Raw genomic sequence first — 14019 nt, 5'->3', positions numbered from 1 at the left:
CTTCATTAGTGAGCAAAATGTCATGATCAACCGCCCAGCTCAGGACAGCTTGAATACAGGTGAGGTAGACCGCCTTGATCGTCTTGGGCGCCAGTGTCTTCAATTTCTCATAGCGCCACCTGACAACATCAGCCTTCTTTATTGCCCTCGCATCATCATGACCCATAAAACGGATGAGATCGGTAATCACGAGCTGCCATCGTTTGAGAAGGCTTCTTCCCTTTCCGAGCTTCTGTCTGCCCGCAAGATATTCGTTAAAGAGCGACTGCAAAGAAACAGATTGTGTTGGGCTCGTTGAGGCCAATGGGGTCATCTGGGCGGCCGGAAGGGGCGGTGCAGGGGTGTGATGATAAAGTCTGCCGCTGGCTGCCCTGAGAAGTTTCCTTCATCCCTCTCGGCCGCACGTGCCATGGCTTCATACTCGGACCTGCACAATGCCATTGCCAGTGCGCGCCATTCCCGTGTGCCGTATTGTGCTGCTGTGCGACCTAGATATTTGTATCGGTTGACCCGCTCAACGACGAGCACAGCAAGCTCGCCGTCTTCCAGAAGCCCTGAATATCCACGCTTGAGCAAAGCGGCTAACTGATCATCTATTCCGGGCTGGGCATAAAGATGTGTGGTTGCGCGCAGCTCAGTGTCAAAGGCCAGCCTGCCGAGGTAGTTGTCGGCGGCGATTTGCTGAATGCTCCAGGGCTCGAAGGCGCTCGCTCGCTTCGTCACCGCATCCGTGTATTGCCTCTTGGCGTCGTCGAGCATCATTTGAAGCAAAGCAACTTCGATCGTGTGCTGGGCAATAGCGTTGCGCTTGTCGCCACCAAGTGCTTTGCGCAGCTCTGTCTTGTTGCCGAGATATGGCCGCAGTTCTTTTGGCACCGCAATGCGGGAAAAATACCGTCCGTCACGATCGAGAAAATTCTTGATTTTGCCTGCCACGATTCATTCCGTTCTGTTACGCGTTTTGTAACAGCGAGACGGGCAAATCCCCATATAGTCAAGGGGTTTCAATGATATCAGGTGGTTGTAGTGGTGCTGTAGGGGAGGATTGAACTCCCGACCTCGTCATTACCAATGACGCGCTCTACCACTGAGCTACTACAGCAACGATGTGGCGGGTGATTAGACGCAAATTCGCTTTCGCGCAAGGCCAATCTGGACGCTAATGCACAAGCGCGATATGAGGCTTTCATGGAGCCGAAAAAGACAAAACCGAAAGCCAAGGGTGAAAGCGCCCGTGAGGACCGCTTGAAAGCGGCTTTAAAGGCCAATATGGCGCGCCGTAAGGCGCAGGCGAAGGCGCGCACGGCGGCGCAAAATGGTGAAGCCGCTTCGGGACAGGATGAAGGGTAGTAGAGCAGATGGACCAGATTATTGTAACGGGCGGTGGCCCGGTGAGTGGGCAGATCCCGATTGCGGGGGCGAAAAACGCTTGTCTCGCTCTTATGCCTGCCACGCTTTTGAGCGAAGAGCCGCTGACGCTGACCAATGCGCCGCGCTTGAGCGACATTCGCACCATGACCCAGCTTTTGGAGAGCCTTGGGGCCGAGATTTCATCGCTGTCTGACGGGCAGGTGATTGCTATGTCCTGCCACGGCGAGATCAACACCCGCGCGGAGTATGACATTGTGCGCAAGATGCGCGCCTCCAATCTTGTGCTTGGGCCACTTCTGGCGCGGGAGGGGCACGCTGTTGTTTCGCTTCCCGGGGGCTGCGCTATTGGCGCGCGACCTATGGATATCCACACCGATGGTTTGGAGAAAATGGGCGCGACGATCGAGCTGAAGGAAGGCTATCTGCACGCCAAGGCGAGTGGCGGGCGGCTCAAGGGCGCGGTCATTGATTTTCCCTTTGCCTCTGTCGGCGCGACCGAAAATATCATGATGGCGGCGACGCTGGCCAAGGGCACAACCGTGATCAACAACGCCGCCCGTGAGCCAGAGATTGTCGATCTGGCGGATTGTTTGCGCAAGATGGGCGCGCAGATTGACGGCGACGGCACCAGCACGATCACCATTCAGGGTGTGGATCGTCTGGGCGGGGCGACGCATCAGGTTGTGACCGACCGTATCGAGCTTGGCACCTATATGCTGGCCCCTGCGATCTGCGGTGGCGAAGTCGAGTGCCTTGGCGGCAAGTTGAGCCTTGTGGAGAGCTTTGTGGCCAAGCTCAACGCGGCGGGGATTGATGTGGAAGAGACGGCCTCGGGCCTTAAGGTCGCGCGTAAGAGCGGGCCGATCAAGGCGGTGAATGTGACGACCGAGCCTTTCCCCGGCTTCCCGACCGATTTGCAGGCGCAGATGATGGCGCTTTTGTGCACGGCGGAGGGCACATCTGTTCTGGAAGAAAAGATTTTTGAGAACCGCTTTATGCACGCGCCCGAGCTTGAGCGGATGGGTGCGGATATTGATGTGCATGGTGGCACGGCGACTGTGAAGGGCGTGAAGCGCCTCAAGGGTGCGCCTGTGATGGCGACCGATTTGCGGGCTTCTGTTTCGCTTATTTTGGCGGGAATGGCGGCAGAGGGGGAGACGGTTGTGAACCGTGTTTATCACCTTGACCGCGGCTATGAGCACGTGGTGCGCAAGCTTTCGGGCATTGGCGCGCGCGTTGAGCGGGTGAAGGCATCATGAGCGGGGATGCAAGCTTTGAGGACGGGGCCGAGCGCCCGCTGAATCTTGGGGCGCTGGATCTGGACGACCTCAAGGTGATTTCGGCGCTGGTGCAGGACGCTGTCTTTCCGATCACCGAGATGACATACGACCGCAAGGCGCGCCGCTTTGTGCTTTTGATCAACCGCTTCCGCTGGGAAGATACGGCCAAGGCCCGCCATGCGCCCGAGCGGGTGCAGGCGCTGCTGGCGTTTGACTCTGTGCTGGGGGTGGCGACGCAGGGCCTTGAGCGGGACGATAAGGACACTGTCCTGTCGTTGCTCACCATGGAGTGGGAGGCGGGCGAGGCCCCTGCGGGCAAGCTTGTGCTAACGCTGGCGGGCGACGGGGCAATCCGGCTTGACTGTGAGGCGCTCGACGCCAGACTCAAGGATGTGACGCGGCCCTATGTGGCCCCGTCAAAACAGGCCCCGCGCCACGAGGCCTGATCGGCTGCGACACATCTGGCGCTTGAGGGCCATGGCCTCTGGGGCTAAGACGGGGGCAAGCCTTGGAAAGGACGCCCTATGCCACAGTTTCTTGATGCGACAACGCCTGACTTTGAAGCGCAGTTTGCTGCCCTTTTGGGGGCCAAACGCGAGGATAGCCCCGATGTGGACGCGGTTGTGGCCGAGATTATTGCGGATGTGCGCGCGCGGGGTGATGCGGCTGTCATCGAGCTGACGGAGCGGTTTGACCGCTTGGCGCTGACGCCTGACACGCTGCGCTTTGCGCCTGAAGAGATTGAGGCGTTGATTGCGCAAGTGCCCCAGCACGAGCGCGCGGCCCTTGAGCTTGCCGCCGAGCGCATCCGCGCCTATCACGCGCGCCAGATGCCTCTGGATGCGAGCTGGGTCGAGGACAGCGGTGCCGAGCTTGGCTGGCGCTGGACGCCCGTTAGCGCCGCTGGCCTCTATGTGCCGGGGGGGCTGGCGTCTTACCCTTCGTCCGTTTTGATGAATGCAATCCCTGCCAAGGTGGCGGGCGTTGCGCGGCTGGCGATCACGGTTCCCACACCTGACGGGGTGGCCAACCCGCTTGTTCTGCTTGCAGCACAGCTTGCGGGCGTTGATGAAATATACCGAATCGGTGGGGCGCAGGCTGTGGCCGCGCTGGCCTATGGGACGGAAACGATTGCGCCTGTTGATAAGATCACAGGGCCTGGCAACGCTTTTGTTGCGGCGGCCAAGCGGCGGGTGTTTGGCAAGGTCGGGATTGATATGATCGCGGGGCCGAGCGAGATTTTGGTGATTGCGGACGGGGACAACGACCCTGACTGGATTGCGCTGGATATGCTCTCTCAGGCCGAGCATGACGAGAGCGCGCAGTCGATCCTGATCACCACGGACCCGGCCATGGCAAAGGCTGTGGAGGCTGCCATCGAGCGGCATTTGCGCACGCTCGAGCGGCGCGAGATTGCAGGCAAAAGCTGGCGCGATTATGGCGCGGTGATTCTTGTGCCTGACCTTGAGGTCGCGGCCACGCTGTCAAACCGCATCGCGCCCGAGCATCTGGAACTATGTGTGGCGGACCCTGACGCGCTGAGCGAAAAGATCACCCATGCGGGGGCGATCTTTCTTGGCGCATGGACGCCTGAGGCGATCGGCGATTATGTCGGCGGGCCGAACCATGTCTTGCCGACGGCGCGCTCGGCGCGGTTTTCGTCGGGCCTCTCGGTGATGGATTTTGTCAAACGCACGACGCTTGCGAAAATGACCCCTGCCGCGCTCAAGGCCATTGGCCCTTCGGCGGAAACGCTGGCGATTTCGGAAAGTCTTGAAGCGCACGGGCTGAGCGTGCGGGCGCGGCTCAACCATTTGAACGAACTCTGAGATTGGCGGCCCTTCGGGGTGCGCTTTGGCTGCGCCAAATCGCCCGAGCGGGGGGCTTTGCCCCCCTCGAATTCAAAAGCCTGTCGGCTTTTGAATCCTCTCCCCCCAGGATATTTCTGGAAAGAAAAAGTGGCGGCTGACGTTTTTTGCGCTTTGAAGAGCGCGCTTGTCGTTGCAATCGGTGGGGGGGGCGCTAGATTTGGGAAAACGCGCGGGTTTGCGCGGGATGACGCTAAGTGAAGTGGAAGGCGCATGATGATGTCGCGGATTTCTCATATCGAGCTGGATGACAGCAACCTGCCGCCGCCGACGCCCGAGATCGAGCAGGAGCGTAAGGTTGCGATTTATGATTTGCTTGAGCAAAATGTCTTTAGACTGCCCAAGCGCGACGAGCGTGTTGTGCCGGAGGGGCCTTACCATGTCGGGCTGTCGATCCGCGATAAGCGGCTGGTGTTTGATGTATTAACCGAGGCTGAGGATAAGGCGGCGGAGTTTCATCTTTCGCTGTCGCCGTTTCGCCAAGTTGTGAAAGATTATTGGCAGATCTGTGAGAGCTATTTTGACGCCGTGAAGACAATGCCGCCCAGCCAGATCGAGACGATTGATATGGCGCGGCGGGGGATTCATAACGAGGGCGCGCGCATTCTGGCCGAGCGGCTGGAGGGCAAGGCGGATGTTGACAATGACACGGCGCGGCGTCTGTTTACGCTTGTTTGCGTGCTGCATTTCGGGGGCTGAGATTTGGTGAAACCTTTGCCTCAATCTGTCTTGTTTTGTTGTGATCACAACGCCGTGCGCTCGCCTATGGCGGAAGGCTTGATGAAAAAGTTTTATGGCGCGGGCACATATGTGCAATCGGCTGGGGTGCGTAACGATCTGGAGATTGACGGGTTTTGTGTTGCTGTCTGCGAAGAGCTTGGCGTTGAAATTGCGCGGCACCGCTCGCGCAGCTTTGAAGAGATGGAAGAGATGGGCGAAGTGCTCAGCTCGTTTGATGTTGTGGTGGCGCTGTCCGAGCGCAGCCGCGATTTGGCCGCGCGTCAGACGCAGGGCTTTCACACCGATCTTGAGTATTGGCCGATCATGGACCCGACCGCCAAGGGCGAGGGGCGCGAGGCCAAGCTGGACGCCTACCGCGCGGCGCGGGACCAGATTATTGCACAGATTACGGCGCATTGGGGCGACCCTGAGGAGCATGAGCACAGATGAGCAAGACGGTAGAGGCTTATTTTGCGGCGTTTAACGCCGGCGACGTCCAAGGGATGCTGGACTGTCTGGCCGAGGATGTGGCCCATCATGTCAACGAAGGCCAAGTGCGGCGCGGCAAGGCGGCTTTTGCCGATTTTTGCGCGCATATGAGCCGCTCTTATCAAGAAGAACTCACCGATATGGTGATCTTTGAGGCGGAGGGCGGCACGCGGGCGGCGGCTGAGTATATTGTGAATGGCACTTATCTGGCGACAGACAGTGGCTTGCCCGAAGCCCGCGGGCAGAGCTATCGCCTGCCTGCCGGGTCTTTCTTTGCGCTTGAGGGCGGAAAAATCACCCGTGTTGTGACCTATTACAACCTCGCCGACTGGGTGGCGCAAGTGAGCCGCTGATGGAGCTGCGCACCCTGACGGGGGGCGCGCTGGACGCTGTGCTTGATGATCTGGCGCGGCTTAGGATCGCTGTATTTGCCGACTATCCCTATTTGTATGACGGCGACCTTGCCTATGAGCGGCGCTATTTGGAGCCGTATCGGACAGGGCATGGGGCCATTGTTGTCGGGGCTTTTGAGGGGGCGCGGCTTGTGGGCGCAGCGACGGGGATGCCGCTTCTGGCACATTCGGATGATTTTGCGGCGGCCTTTGCGGGCAGCGGGATCGAACTTTGCGATGTGTTTTATTGTGCGGAGTCGGTTCTTTTGCCCGCGTTTCGGGGGCGCGGGATCGGCCATTCCTTTTTTGAGGCGCGCGAGGCCCATGCGCGGGCGCTTGGTTATGGGGCGGCGGCGTTTTGTGCTGTGCGGCGGGGCGAGCACCCTCTGAAGCCTGAGGGCTACCGTCCGCTGGACGCGTTTTGGCGCGGGCGGGGCTATGCGCCGCTGGAGGGCGTGGTGGCACAGTTTGGCTGGCGCGATATTGGCGAGGCGGCGGAGAGCCTCAAGCCGCTCCAGTTCTGGATGCGCACGCTATAAGGCCCAAAACAAGCCACAAAAAAACCGCGGCAGCGCTGGGCTGCCGCGGCTCTGTGTTTGGAGGCGGTAAGGCTTACATACCGTTTTCTTTGATCAGCGCTTTGGCTTGATCAACAAGGGCTTGGCCTGCGAAGCCTTTGCTGTCCATATCGGCGACCCATTTGGCTTCGACACCGCTTGAGGCGGCTTTCCACTCGGCGACTTGGGCGTCTGAGAGGGTGATGATGGTGTTGCCATTGGCGACGGCGGCGTCACGGGCGCCTGCGTCGGCGCCTTGCATCAGCTTGCCGGCGAGGGCGGAGAAATCAGCGCCAGACTGGCTGTCGAGCGCGGCTTTCTGGGCGTCGGAGAGGGCGTCATACTTTTGCTTGTTCATCGCGAAGACGAAAGCTGTTGTGTAAAGTGACTCGCTGCCAAACTCTGTGTGGTTGCCCACAAGCTCAGGCACTTTCAGAGCGGCGGTGACTTCCCATGGGATCACGGCGGCGTCGATCACGCCTTTGGAGAGCGCTTCAGGCACGGCTGGCACCGGCATCCCGACAGGGGTTGCGCCGAGGTCTGATACCATCTGGTTGATGATCCGTGTGGGGGCGCGCAGCTTGACGCCGTTGAGGTCGGCCACGGATGTGATCGGGTCTTTTGAGTGAATGAGGCCCGGGCCGTGCACGAATGTTGCGAGGATCTTGAAGTCTTTCAAGTCGGTGTCAAACATATTGGCTTCGGCAAACTGCCAGAAGGCGCGTGATGTGGCTTCGGCATCGTTCATCATGAAGGGAAGCTCAAACACTTCGGCCTGCGGGAAGCGGCCCGGCGTGTAGCCGAGAACGGTCCAGACAATATCGGCCACGCCGTCTTGCACTTGGCCGATCAGCTCAGGGGGCTTGCCGCCGAGCTGCATACTTGGGTAGTGGTCAATCTTGATTTCGCCGCCTGAGGCCTCTTCTACGCGCTGGATCCACGGGTCGATGATCAGCTTTGGCACATTGGCTTGCTGGGGCAGGAACTGGTGGAATTTCAGTGTGACGTCTTGCGCCTGTGCGGACGCTCCTGTCACAGCGAGGGCTGCGGCAACGGCAAACCCTTTGAGTGCGTTTTTCATTAGTGACATAGTTTTCTCCCTTTTTGATATGTCGGATTGGCCCTGAGATTCGAACTTACGCTTCGAAATCAGGCTGGTTCTTCGGGGCGGCTTTGTCAAACGCTGTGAGCGACTGACAGGCCGCATAAACGGCAGAAATATGGGGCAGGTCGGCGTAGGGAATGCCGAAGCGCTCGGCGGAAAACACCTGTGGCACAAGGCAGATGTCGGCGAGGCCGGGGGTGTCGCCATAGCAGAAGGTGGTCTGCGCGCTGCGTTGGGCGAGGAGGCCTTCACAGGCTTCAAGACCGTCGCGCAGCCAGCGGGTGAGCCATGCGTCTTTGGCCGCCTCTTCAAGGCCGAGATCGCCTGTCAGGTATTTGAGCACCCGCAGGTTTTGCAAGGGGTGGACTTCGCAGGCAATGACTTGGGCAAAGCCGCGCTCGCGGGCGCGCGTCACAGGGTCTTGCGACAGAAGCGGCGGCGTTGGGTGTGTCTCGTCGAGCCATTCGAGAATGGCAAGCGACTGGATCAGCACATCGCCCGCGTCGGTGACGAGCGCGGGCAGCAGGCCTTGGGGATTGAGCGCTTTGAAGGCGGGGGCGTGTTGTGCGCCGCTTTTGAGGTGCACAGGCTTGAAGCTTGGTTCAACACCTTTGAGATTGAACGCGATGCGGCAGCGATAGGAACTTGAACTGCGGAAGTATCCGTAGAAATCCATGAAGTGTTACGCCTTTAGCTTGTTTTAGAATTGATATGTAACGTATGTTGCAAAAGCAACAGAATTATTTCAAGACTTTTCAGCTATAGCGCGGGTCTGGGCTGTTGTCATCTTCAGCACGCAATCTGGGCGCTTGACGCTCGCTCATGCAGCCGATATTGCTGCCCCCGAAGCGGGCGTTGTGTAGTGGTAAGACCTTAGCCTTCCAAGCTAATGACGCGGGTTCGATTCCCGCCGCCCGCTCCAAGAAATGCCTGTTAGGTGAGAGAAACCAGTCTCATAACAGGCTTATCACACTCATTTTATCCGCAACGCCATTTCGTTTTTTGACAGGACTGTTGACTGTCAAGGCTGACGGGACGTTGTCCTGTTTCGTATCACTGTGGTGATTGCTTCTCCTTTGTGTGCTGTGGTTTTACCGTGGTTTTACCGTGGTCTTGTCGGTGTGTTGGCGCATGACACGTGCGGCCCGCTATCTGTGCGGCTTTGTCGAGTGCGTTTTTCCACGTGTTCATTTTTTAAAATTTACCGTTTGATAAATTTTTTGACTGCGAGTAGCCTCTTCCCAAGATGTGAACATTTGGAGACGCACATGGGTAACTCTGCAGCCACTTCGGGAATCGTGTCAGGCCGTAAAGACGCGCAGGCCTTATCGGACAGTTTCAAGGACCTTCACGCGCCGCTGTCTGATCATGAGGCGCTTGTCGCTTCTGACCGGTGCTACTTTTGCCATGACGCGCCTTGCGTGACGGCCTGCCCGACCTCGATTGATATTCCGCTCTTTATTCGCCAGATTGGCACGGGGACACCGGAAGCCTCGGCGAAGACGATTTTTGAACAGAATATTCTGGGCGGAATGTGTGCACGTGTGTGCCCGACCGAAACCCTGTGTGAGCAGGTCTGTGTGCGGGAAGTGGCCGAGGGCAAGCCTGTCGAAATCGGGCGTTTGCAGCGCTATGCGACCGATACTTTGATGGCCGCAGGCGTCCACCCGTTTGAGCGCGCAGCGACCACGGGGAAAACTGTCGGGATCGTCGGGGCGGGGCCAGCGGGGCTTGCCTGTGCGCATAAGCTCGCGGTTCTGGGGCATGATGTCACGATATATGAGGCCCGCAAGAAGGGCGGAGGGCTGAACGAGTTTGGCATCGCGGCTTATAAATCTGTCAATGATTTTGCGCAAAAAGAGCTGGATTGGCTTTTGTCGATTGGTGGCATCACCATTCGGTATGGCATGGCGCTTGGCGAGGATATGTCTCTGAGCGCGCTACAGGCGGATCATGATGCGGTGTTCTTTGGTATGGGGCTTGGCGGTGTGAATGCGCTGCGCTGTGAGGGCGAGGCGCTGGAGAATGTGACCAATGCTGTCGATTTCATTTCGGATCTGCGGCAAGCGGCGGATCTGAGCCAGCTTGCTGTGGGGCGCCACGTTGTTGTGATTGGCGGCGGCATGACGGCTGTCGATGTGGCGGTGCAAAGCAAGCTTCTGGGGGCGCAAGATGTGGCCTTGGTGTATCGCCGTGACAAAGACAGCATGAGCGCGTCTGTTTACGAGCAAGAGCTTGCGACCTCCAAGGGGGTGCGCATTATTTACAACGCCCAACCCTTGAGAGTGTTGCGGGAGGCGGCTGGGCTGTCTGTCGAGTTTGCCTATACCGAAACCGAAGGTGGCAGCCTGACACAAACGGGGGAGACATTCTGTCTGCCGGCGGATCAGGTCTTCAAGGCGATCGGGCAGTCTTTGACGGGCGCACCCGAGGCTTTGGCGCTTCAGGGCGGCAAAATCAAAGTCGACGCAAACGGGCGCACCAGCGCGCCAAAAGTCTGGGCCGGAGGAGACTGCGCCACGGGGGGCGACGACCTGACCGTCACGGCTGTTGCAGAAGGCCGTGACGCGGCGCTCGATATTCACACCACACTTTTGGGCTAAAGCAAAAAGAGGGTAATTCAATGGCAGATCTTACAAGTAACTTCGTGGGGATCACCTCTCCTAATCCGTTCTGGCTTGCCTCGGCTCCGCCGACTGACAAGGAATACAACGTGCGCCGCGCCTTTGAGGCGGGGTGGGGTGGTGTCGTTTGGAAAACGCTCGGCTCCGAGGGGCCGCCTGTCGTTAATGTCAACGGGCCACGCTATGGCGTGATTCACGGGGCGGACCGCCGTGTTCTGGGGCTGAACAATATCGAGCTGATCACAGACCGCGACCTTTTTCAGAACCTTGAGGAAATCAAGCGTGTGAAAGCCGATTATCCTGACCGCGCCATTATCGTGTCACTTATGGTGCCGTGTGAGGAAGAGGCCTGGAAGGCCATTCTGCCGCTGGTGGAAGACACTGGCGCGGACGGGATTGAGCTTAACTTTGGCTGCCCCCACGGGATGGCTGAGCGGGGTATGGGCTCGGCTGTGGGGCAGGTGCCTGAATATATCGAAATGGTGACACGCTGGTGCAAACAGTATTACTCCAAACCCGTGATTGTGAAGCTCACTCCCAACATCACCGATATCCGCAAGCCTGCGGCGGCGGCGATGCGCGGAGGGGCAGATGCTGTGTCGCTGATCAATACGATCAACTCGATTGTGTCGGTCGATCTGGACGTAATGGCACCAGAGCCGACGATTGACGGGAAAGGCACCCATGGCGGCTATTGCGGCCCTGCCGTCAAGCCGATTGCGATGAATATGGTGGCGGAAATTGCCCGCACGCCCGAGACGTCCAAGCTTCCGATTTCGGGGATCGGTGGCATCACCACATGGCGCGATGCGGCCGAATATATGGCGCTTGGCTGTGGCAATGTGCAGGTCTGCACGGCGGCGATGACTTATGGTTTCAAGATTGTGCAAGAAATGAAGAGTGGGCTTTCGCAATGGATGGATGAGAAGGGCTATTCCTCGATTGATGACTTCAAGGGCATGGCTGTGCCCAATGTCACCGACTGGCAGTATCTCAACCTCAACTATGTTGCCAAAGCCTCTATCAACCAAGACGATTGCATCAGCTGTGGCCGGTGTTTTGCCGCTTGCGAGGATACGTCGCATCAGGCGATCCTGATGTCTGAAGACCGTGTCTTTACGGTGAATGATGCGGAGTGTGTGGCCTGTAACCTTTGCGTTGAGGTCTGCCCTGTGGAAGACTGTATCACGATGGTGCCTCAGGCGCCTGGAACGGTGGATGAACGGACACAGAAAGTTGTGGTTAAAGAACATGGCGACTGGACGACGCATCCGAACAACCCGAGCGCTGTGGCGGCCGAATAAGCCAAGCGGCGTTGCGGCGTGATCACGCGGGAGCTGTCTGGCCACCTCGCCATGATGTGTTTTGCGGCACTTGTGGCGGGGTCTTTTTCTTTCGGGGCGCTGATTGGTGACCAGCTTTCGCCGCTTGTGGTCACGGCGTTTCGCTTTGTGCTGACCGCTGCGCTTTTGGGCGCTCTGGCGTGGCCGGCTGTGAGGCGCGGCGACTGGCGCTTTCAAACGCCTTGGCGATATGTCGTCTTGGGGGCCAGCCCTGCGCTTTATTTTATGCTTATGTTTGAAGCGCTCAAGACGGCATCTCCCGTTTCGCTTTCGGTTTTGTTTACGCTGACGCCGCTGGTGACGGGGGTGTTTGGCTACATTCTGCTTGGGCAGAATGTCTCGCGGCGTGTTCTCTTGGCCTTGTTGATCGGCGGGTTTGGGGCTGTCTGGGTTATTTTTCGGGGCGATCTGGGCCAGCTTCTGGCCTTTCATATCGGGCGGGGCGAGCTCGTCTTTTTGATCGGCATGGTCTGTTATGCGCTCTATGCGCCGCTTGTGCGCAAGCTTAAACGCGACGAGCCGCAAGTTGTATTTACCTTTGCCATCACCTTGGGGGCGCTGCTGGTGACACTGCCATTTGCGGCGCGCGATATAATACTGACGGAGTATCGCGCAGTTGGAATGCAGGTCTGGTTTGTGGTGGGCTATCTGGCCGTTTTTGCCAGCGCGGCCACATTTTCGCTCATTCAATTTGCCACGTTGCGCCTGCCCTCTGTCAAAGTCATGGCGCATACCTATCTGATCCCGAGTTGGGTGATCGTCTGGCAGCTTGTTTTGGGCAGGGGCGCTCCGCTTGCGAGCGAGATGGTTGGTGCCGCTCTGACTGTGATTGCGCTTGGGTTGTTGCTCAAATCACAAGACTAGCCGATCCTAGTTTCAGGCGCGGTTACGGGCGCAGCATGGTGCGATACATCTTGTCCAGAAACGGCCCCGCAGAGGCGAAGGGGTCGCTTTCGTCGCCCAGAACGCTGCGCACTTGGATGTCAAAGTCTGCATAGTGCTGGGTGGTTGCCCAGATCGAAAAAAACAAATGGTGGGGGTCAATATCGGCAAGTTTGCCGGCCTTGATCCAGTCAGAAACAACGCGGGCTTTGACAGCGGTCAGCTCCTTCAGCTCGCCTTGAATTTCGGGCAGTATATGGGGCGCGCCTTGCAGAATTTCGTTTGCAAAGAGTTTGCTTTCACGCGGGAAATCACGCGCCATTTTGAGCTTTTGGGAGACGTATCCGCAAATCTCTTCAATCGGATCCCCGGCGGCATCAATCTGGTGAAGCGGGGCGAGCCATGTTTGCAAAAGCTCGGCGAGCAGGGTCTTGTGGATGGCTTCTTTGGTGTCAAAATAATAGAGAATGTTCGGCTTTGAGACGCCCGCGCGCGCTGCGATCATATCAATGGTGGAGCCGCGAAACCCGAAATCGGAAAACACATCAAGGGCCGCTTCCAGGATTGCTTTTGTTTTTTCGCGTTGAATGCGAGTCGGTTTTTTTGTGGTTTGGGAGCGCGGCATATCTGAGTTAAAAGACCTTTTGTATCAATCAGGCGTCAATCCAACGCCTTTCAATATGATTGTCTTAACGGATTGCTTCGCGGCTTTCCATTGCGCATCGCTATAAGGCACCCCGCCGTTCAGGGTTTCGATCTGATGGCCGAAGTCGGCGTAGTGCTGTGTGGTGGACCAGATCAGATAGAGCAAATGGGCGGGGTCGATTGCATCCATCTCGCCGTTTTTGATCCAGCGTTCGATGTGCAGGCCCCTGTCTTTGGACCAGTCAAGCAACTGGCCTTCCAGATAGTCCTGTATAATGGGGGCGCCGTGCATGATTTCGGCGGCCCAAACCTTTGAGCCGTAAGGGTGACTGCGCGACAGATCCATTTTCATATCAATGTAGCGGCTGAGGGCTTCTTTGGGGCCAAGGGCCGTATCAAAGGCTGAGGCGGCCTCCATCCAGATGTCGAAAATATTATAGACGACACGGCGGTAAAGCGCTTCCTTGGTTTTGAAATAATAATGGACATTGGCTTTGGGCAGACCAGCCACATCTGCGATCAATTGGGTAGTTGCGCCCGCAAAGCCCGCTTCGGCAAAAACTTTTTCAGCTGCCTTCAGAATAATCTTCTGGTTTTGGGAGCGCTTAGAAATTTTGCGAAAGGGTATCGGCTCTAAGGACACGGTATCATTCTTTCAAATAAAACTTGACCGATCAGTCAGGTCGCTACAATACTTGACCATATAGTCAAAAAATATTCCGTCAAGGAATGTCTCCGGGAGA

16 protein-coding genes, 2 tRNA genes and 1 pseudogene are annotated in these 14019 nt (G+C 57.8%); 12 read left to right on the top strand and 7 right to left on the bottom strand.

Translation table 11 applies throughout. The features are described from left to right. From ACTF58_RS06080 to ACTF58_RS06070, 3 genes and pseudogenes are all read right to left on the bottom strand, one after another. Window positions 1-313: pseudogene (locus ACTF58_RS06080) on the bottom strand (hypothetical protein); the annotation flags it as partial. Then, window positions 310-936, bottom strand: a complete 627-nt coding sequence (locus ACTF58_RS06075; protein WP_438991077.1) for a hypothetical protein — start codon at window positions 934-936, stop codon at window positions 310-312. The gene ACTF58_RS06075 and the pseudogene ACTF58_RS06080, both read right to left, overlap by 4 nt. 91 nt (window positions 937-1027) lie before the next feature. Next, window positions 1028-1102: transfer RNA gene (locus tag ACTF58_RS06070), tRNA-Thr, on the bottom strand. Between the two features lie 86 nt (window positions 1103-1188). On the opposite strand from ACTF58_RS06070, the gene ACTF58_RS06065 reads away from it, so the two are divergent. The 8 genes from ACTF58_RS06065 to ACTF58_RS06030 all read left to right on the top strand — a co-directional run bounded on the left by ACTF58_RS06065 (window position 1189) and on the right by ACTF58_RS06030 (window position 6659). Beyond that, a complete protein-coding gene (locus ACTF58_RS06065) occupies window positions 1189-1350 on the top strand; it encodes a hypothetical protein (RefSeq protein ID WP_438991076.1) in 162 nt (53 codons plus the stop codon). Between the two features lie 8 nt (window positions 1351-1358). Continuing rightward, window positions 1359-2630 (top strand): UDP-N-acetylglucosamine 1-carboxyvinyltransferase, encoded by a 1272-nt coding sequence (gene murA / locus ACTF58_RS06060; RefSeq protein ID WP_438991075.1) that lies wholly within the window; start codon window positions 1359-1361, stop codon window positions 2628-2630. After that, a complete protein-coding gene (locus tag ACTF58_RS06055; RefSeq protein ID WP_438991074.1) occupies window positions 2627-3097 on the top strand; it encodes a DUF2948 family protein in 471 nt (156 codons plus the stop codon). Before murA ends, ACTF58_RS06055 begins: the two co-directional genes overlap by 4 nt. Window positions 3098-3175: 78 nt before the next feature. Continuing rightward, the gene (gene hisD / locus ACTF58_RS06050) at window positions 3176-4480 is read left to right on the top strand and encodes a histidinol dehydrogenase (protein WP_438991073.1); all 1305 of its coding nucleotides are present in this window, start codon (window positions 3176-3178) and stop codon (window positions 4478-4480) included. A gap of 258 nt (window positions 4481-4738) precedes the next feature. After that, window positions 4739-5218, top strand: a complete 480-nt coding sequence (locus tag ACTF58_RS06045; RefSeq protein ID WP_438991072.1) for a UPF0262 family protein — start codon at window positions 4739-4741, stop codon at window positions 5216-5218. A gap of 6 nt (window positions 5219-5224) precedes the next feature. Beyond that, window positions 5225-5689, top strand: a complete 465-nt coding sequence (locus ACTF58_RS06040) for a low molecular weight phosphatase family protein (RefSeq protein WP_438991071.1) — start codon at window positions 5225-5227, stop codon at window positions 5687-5689. Next, window positions 5686-6081, top strand: a complete 396-nt coding sequence (locus ACTF58_RS06035; RefSeq protein ID WP_438991070.1) for a ketosteroid isomerase-related protein — start codon at window positions 5686-5688, stop codon at window positions 6079-6081. The genes ACTF58_RS06040 and ACTF58_RS06035 overlap by 4 nt, the downstream gene beginning before the upstream one ends. Then, window positions 6081-6659: a GNAT family N-acetyltransferase gene (locus tag ACTF58_RS06030; protein ID WP_438991069.1), complete on the top strand. Its 579-nt coding sequence runs from the start codon at window positions 6081-6083 to the stop codon at window positions 6657-6659. Before ACTF58_RS06035 ends, ACTF58_RS06030 begins: the two co-directional genes overlap by 1 nt. Window positions 6660-6732: 73 nt before the next feature. On the opposite strand, the gene ACTF58_RS06025 is transcribed toward ACTF58_RS06030, so the two are convergent. Beyond that, a complete protein-coding gene (locus ACTF58_RS06025; protein ID WP_438991068.1) occupies window positions 6733-7767 on the bottom strand; it encodes a TRAP transporter substrate-binding protein in 1035 nt (344 codons plus the stop codon). 46 nt (window positions 7768-7813) lie between these two features. Continuing rightward, window positions 7814-8458, bottom strand: coding sequence for a maleylacetoacetate isomerase (gene maiA, locus ACTF58_RS06020; protein WP_438991067.1), 645 nt, complete (start codon window positions 8456-8458; stop codon window positions 7814-7816). 172 nt (window positions 8459-8630) lie between these two features. Here maiA and ACTF58_RS06015 point away from each other — a divergent pair. The 4 genes from ACTF58_RS06015 to ACTF58_RS06000 all read left to right on the top strand — a co-directional run bounded on the left by ACTF58_RS06015 (window position 8631) and on the right by ACTF58_RS06000 (window position 12613). Next, a tRNA-Gly gene (locus tag ACTF58_RS06015) sits at window positions 8631-8704 on the top strand. Between the two features lie 346 nt (window positions 8705-9050). Then, window positions 9051-10385: an NAD(P)-dependent oxidoreductase gene (locus tag ACTF58_RS06010; protein ID WP_438991066.1), complete on the top strand. Its 1335-nt coding sequence runs from the start codon at window positions 9051-9053 to the stop codon at window positions 10383-10385. A 20-nt stretch (window positions 10386-10405) separates the two neighbouring features. Beyond that, a complete protein-coding gene (gene preA / locus ACTF58_RS06005) occupies window positions 10406-11710 on the top strand; it encodes an NAD-dependent dihydropyrimidine dehydrogenase subunit PreA (RefSeq protein WP_438991065.1) in 1305 nt (434 codons plus the stop codon). An 18-nt stretch (window positions 11711-11728) separates the two neighbouring features. Then, complete coding sequence (locus ACTF58_RS06000; protein WP_438991064.1) at window positions 11729-12613, top strand: DMT family transporter; 885 nt, start codon at window positions 11729-11731, stop codon at window positions 12611-12613. A gap of 22 nt (window positions 12614-12635) precedes the next feature. On the opposite strand, the gene ACTF58_RS05995 is transcribed toward ACTF58_RS06000, so the two are convergent. Further along, entirely contained in the window at window positions 12636-13256 is a 621-nt protein-coding gene (locus ACTF58_RS05995; RefSeq protein WP_438991063.1) for a TetR family transcriptional regulator C-terminal domain-containing protein, read from the bottom strand. A 24-nt stretch (window positions 13257-13280) separates the two neighbouring features. Then, entirely contained in the window at window positions 13281-13919 is a 639-nt protein-coding gene (locus ACTF58_RS05990) for a TetR/AcrR family transcriptional regulator (protein ID WP_438991062.1), read from the bottom strand. Window positions 13920-14019 lie beyond the last annotated feature (100 nt).

Origin of the sequence: Lentibacter sp. (assembly GCF_965657785.1) — a bacterium.
Taxonomy (GTDB): Bacteria; Pseudomonadota; Alphaproteobacteria; order Rhodobacterales; family Rhodobacteraceae; genus Lentibacter.
Note: the sequence above shows the minus strand (reverse complement) of the source record. Positions and strands in the feature narration are given on the sequence as shown.

Excerpts from the sequence above, each read along its gene's own strand:
- ACTF58_RS06065 (WP_438991076.1), top strand. The coding sequence starts at position 1,189 with ATGGAGCCGAAAAAGACAAAACCGAAAGCCAAGGGTGAAAGCGCCCGT.
- murA (WP_438991075.1), top strand. The coding sequence starts at position 1,359 with ATGGACCAGATTATTGTAACGGGCGGTGGCCCGGTGAGTGGGCAGATC.
- ACTF58_RS06055 (WP_438991074.1), top strand. The coding sequence starts at position 2,627 with ATGAGCGGGGATGCAAGCTTTGAGGACGGGGCCGAGCGCCCGCTGAAT.
- hisD (WP_438991073.1), top strand. The coding sequence starts at position 3,176 with ATGCCACAGTTTCTTGATGCGACAACGCCTGACTTTGAAGCGCAGTTT.
- ACTF58_RS06045 (WP_438991072.1), top strand. The coding sequence starts at position 4,739 with ATGTCGCGGATTTCTCATATCGAGCTGGATGACAGCAACCTGCCGCCG.
- ACTF58_RS06035 (WP_438991070.1), top strand. The coding sequence starts at position 5,686 with ATGAGCAAGACGGTAGAGGCTTATTTTGCGGCGTTTAACGCCGGCGAC.
- ACTF58_RS06030 (WP_438991069.1), top strand. The coding sequence starts at position 6,081 with ATGGAGCTGCGCACCCTGACGGGGGGCGCGCTGGACGCTGTGCTTGAT.
- ACTF58_RS06025 (WP_438991068.1), bottom strand. The coding sequence starts at position 7,767 with ATGTCACTAATGAAAAACGCACTCAAAGGGTTTGCCGTTGCCGCAGCC.
- maiA (WP_438991067.1), bottom strand. The coding sequence starts at position 8,458 with ATGGATTTCTACGGATACTTCCGCAGTTCAAGTTCCTATCGCTGCCGC.
- ACTF58_RS06010 (WP_438991066.1), top strand. The coding sequence starts at position 9,051 with ATGGGTAACTCTGCAGCCACTTCGGGAATCGTGTCAGGCCGTAAAGAC.
- preA (WP_438991065.1), top strand. The coding sequence starts at position 10,406 with ATGGCAGATCTTACAAGTAACTTCGTGGGGATCACCTCTCCTAATCCG.
- ACTF58_RS05995 (WP_438991063.1), bottom strand. The coding sequence starts at position 13,256 with ATGCCGCGCTCCCAAACCACAAAAAAACCGACTCGCATTCAACGCGAA.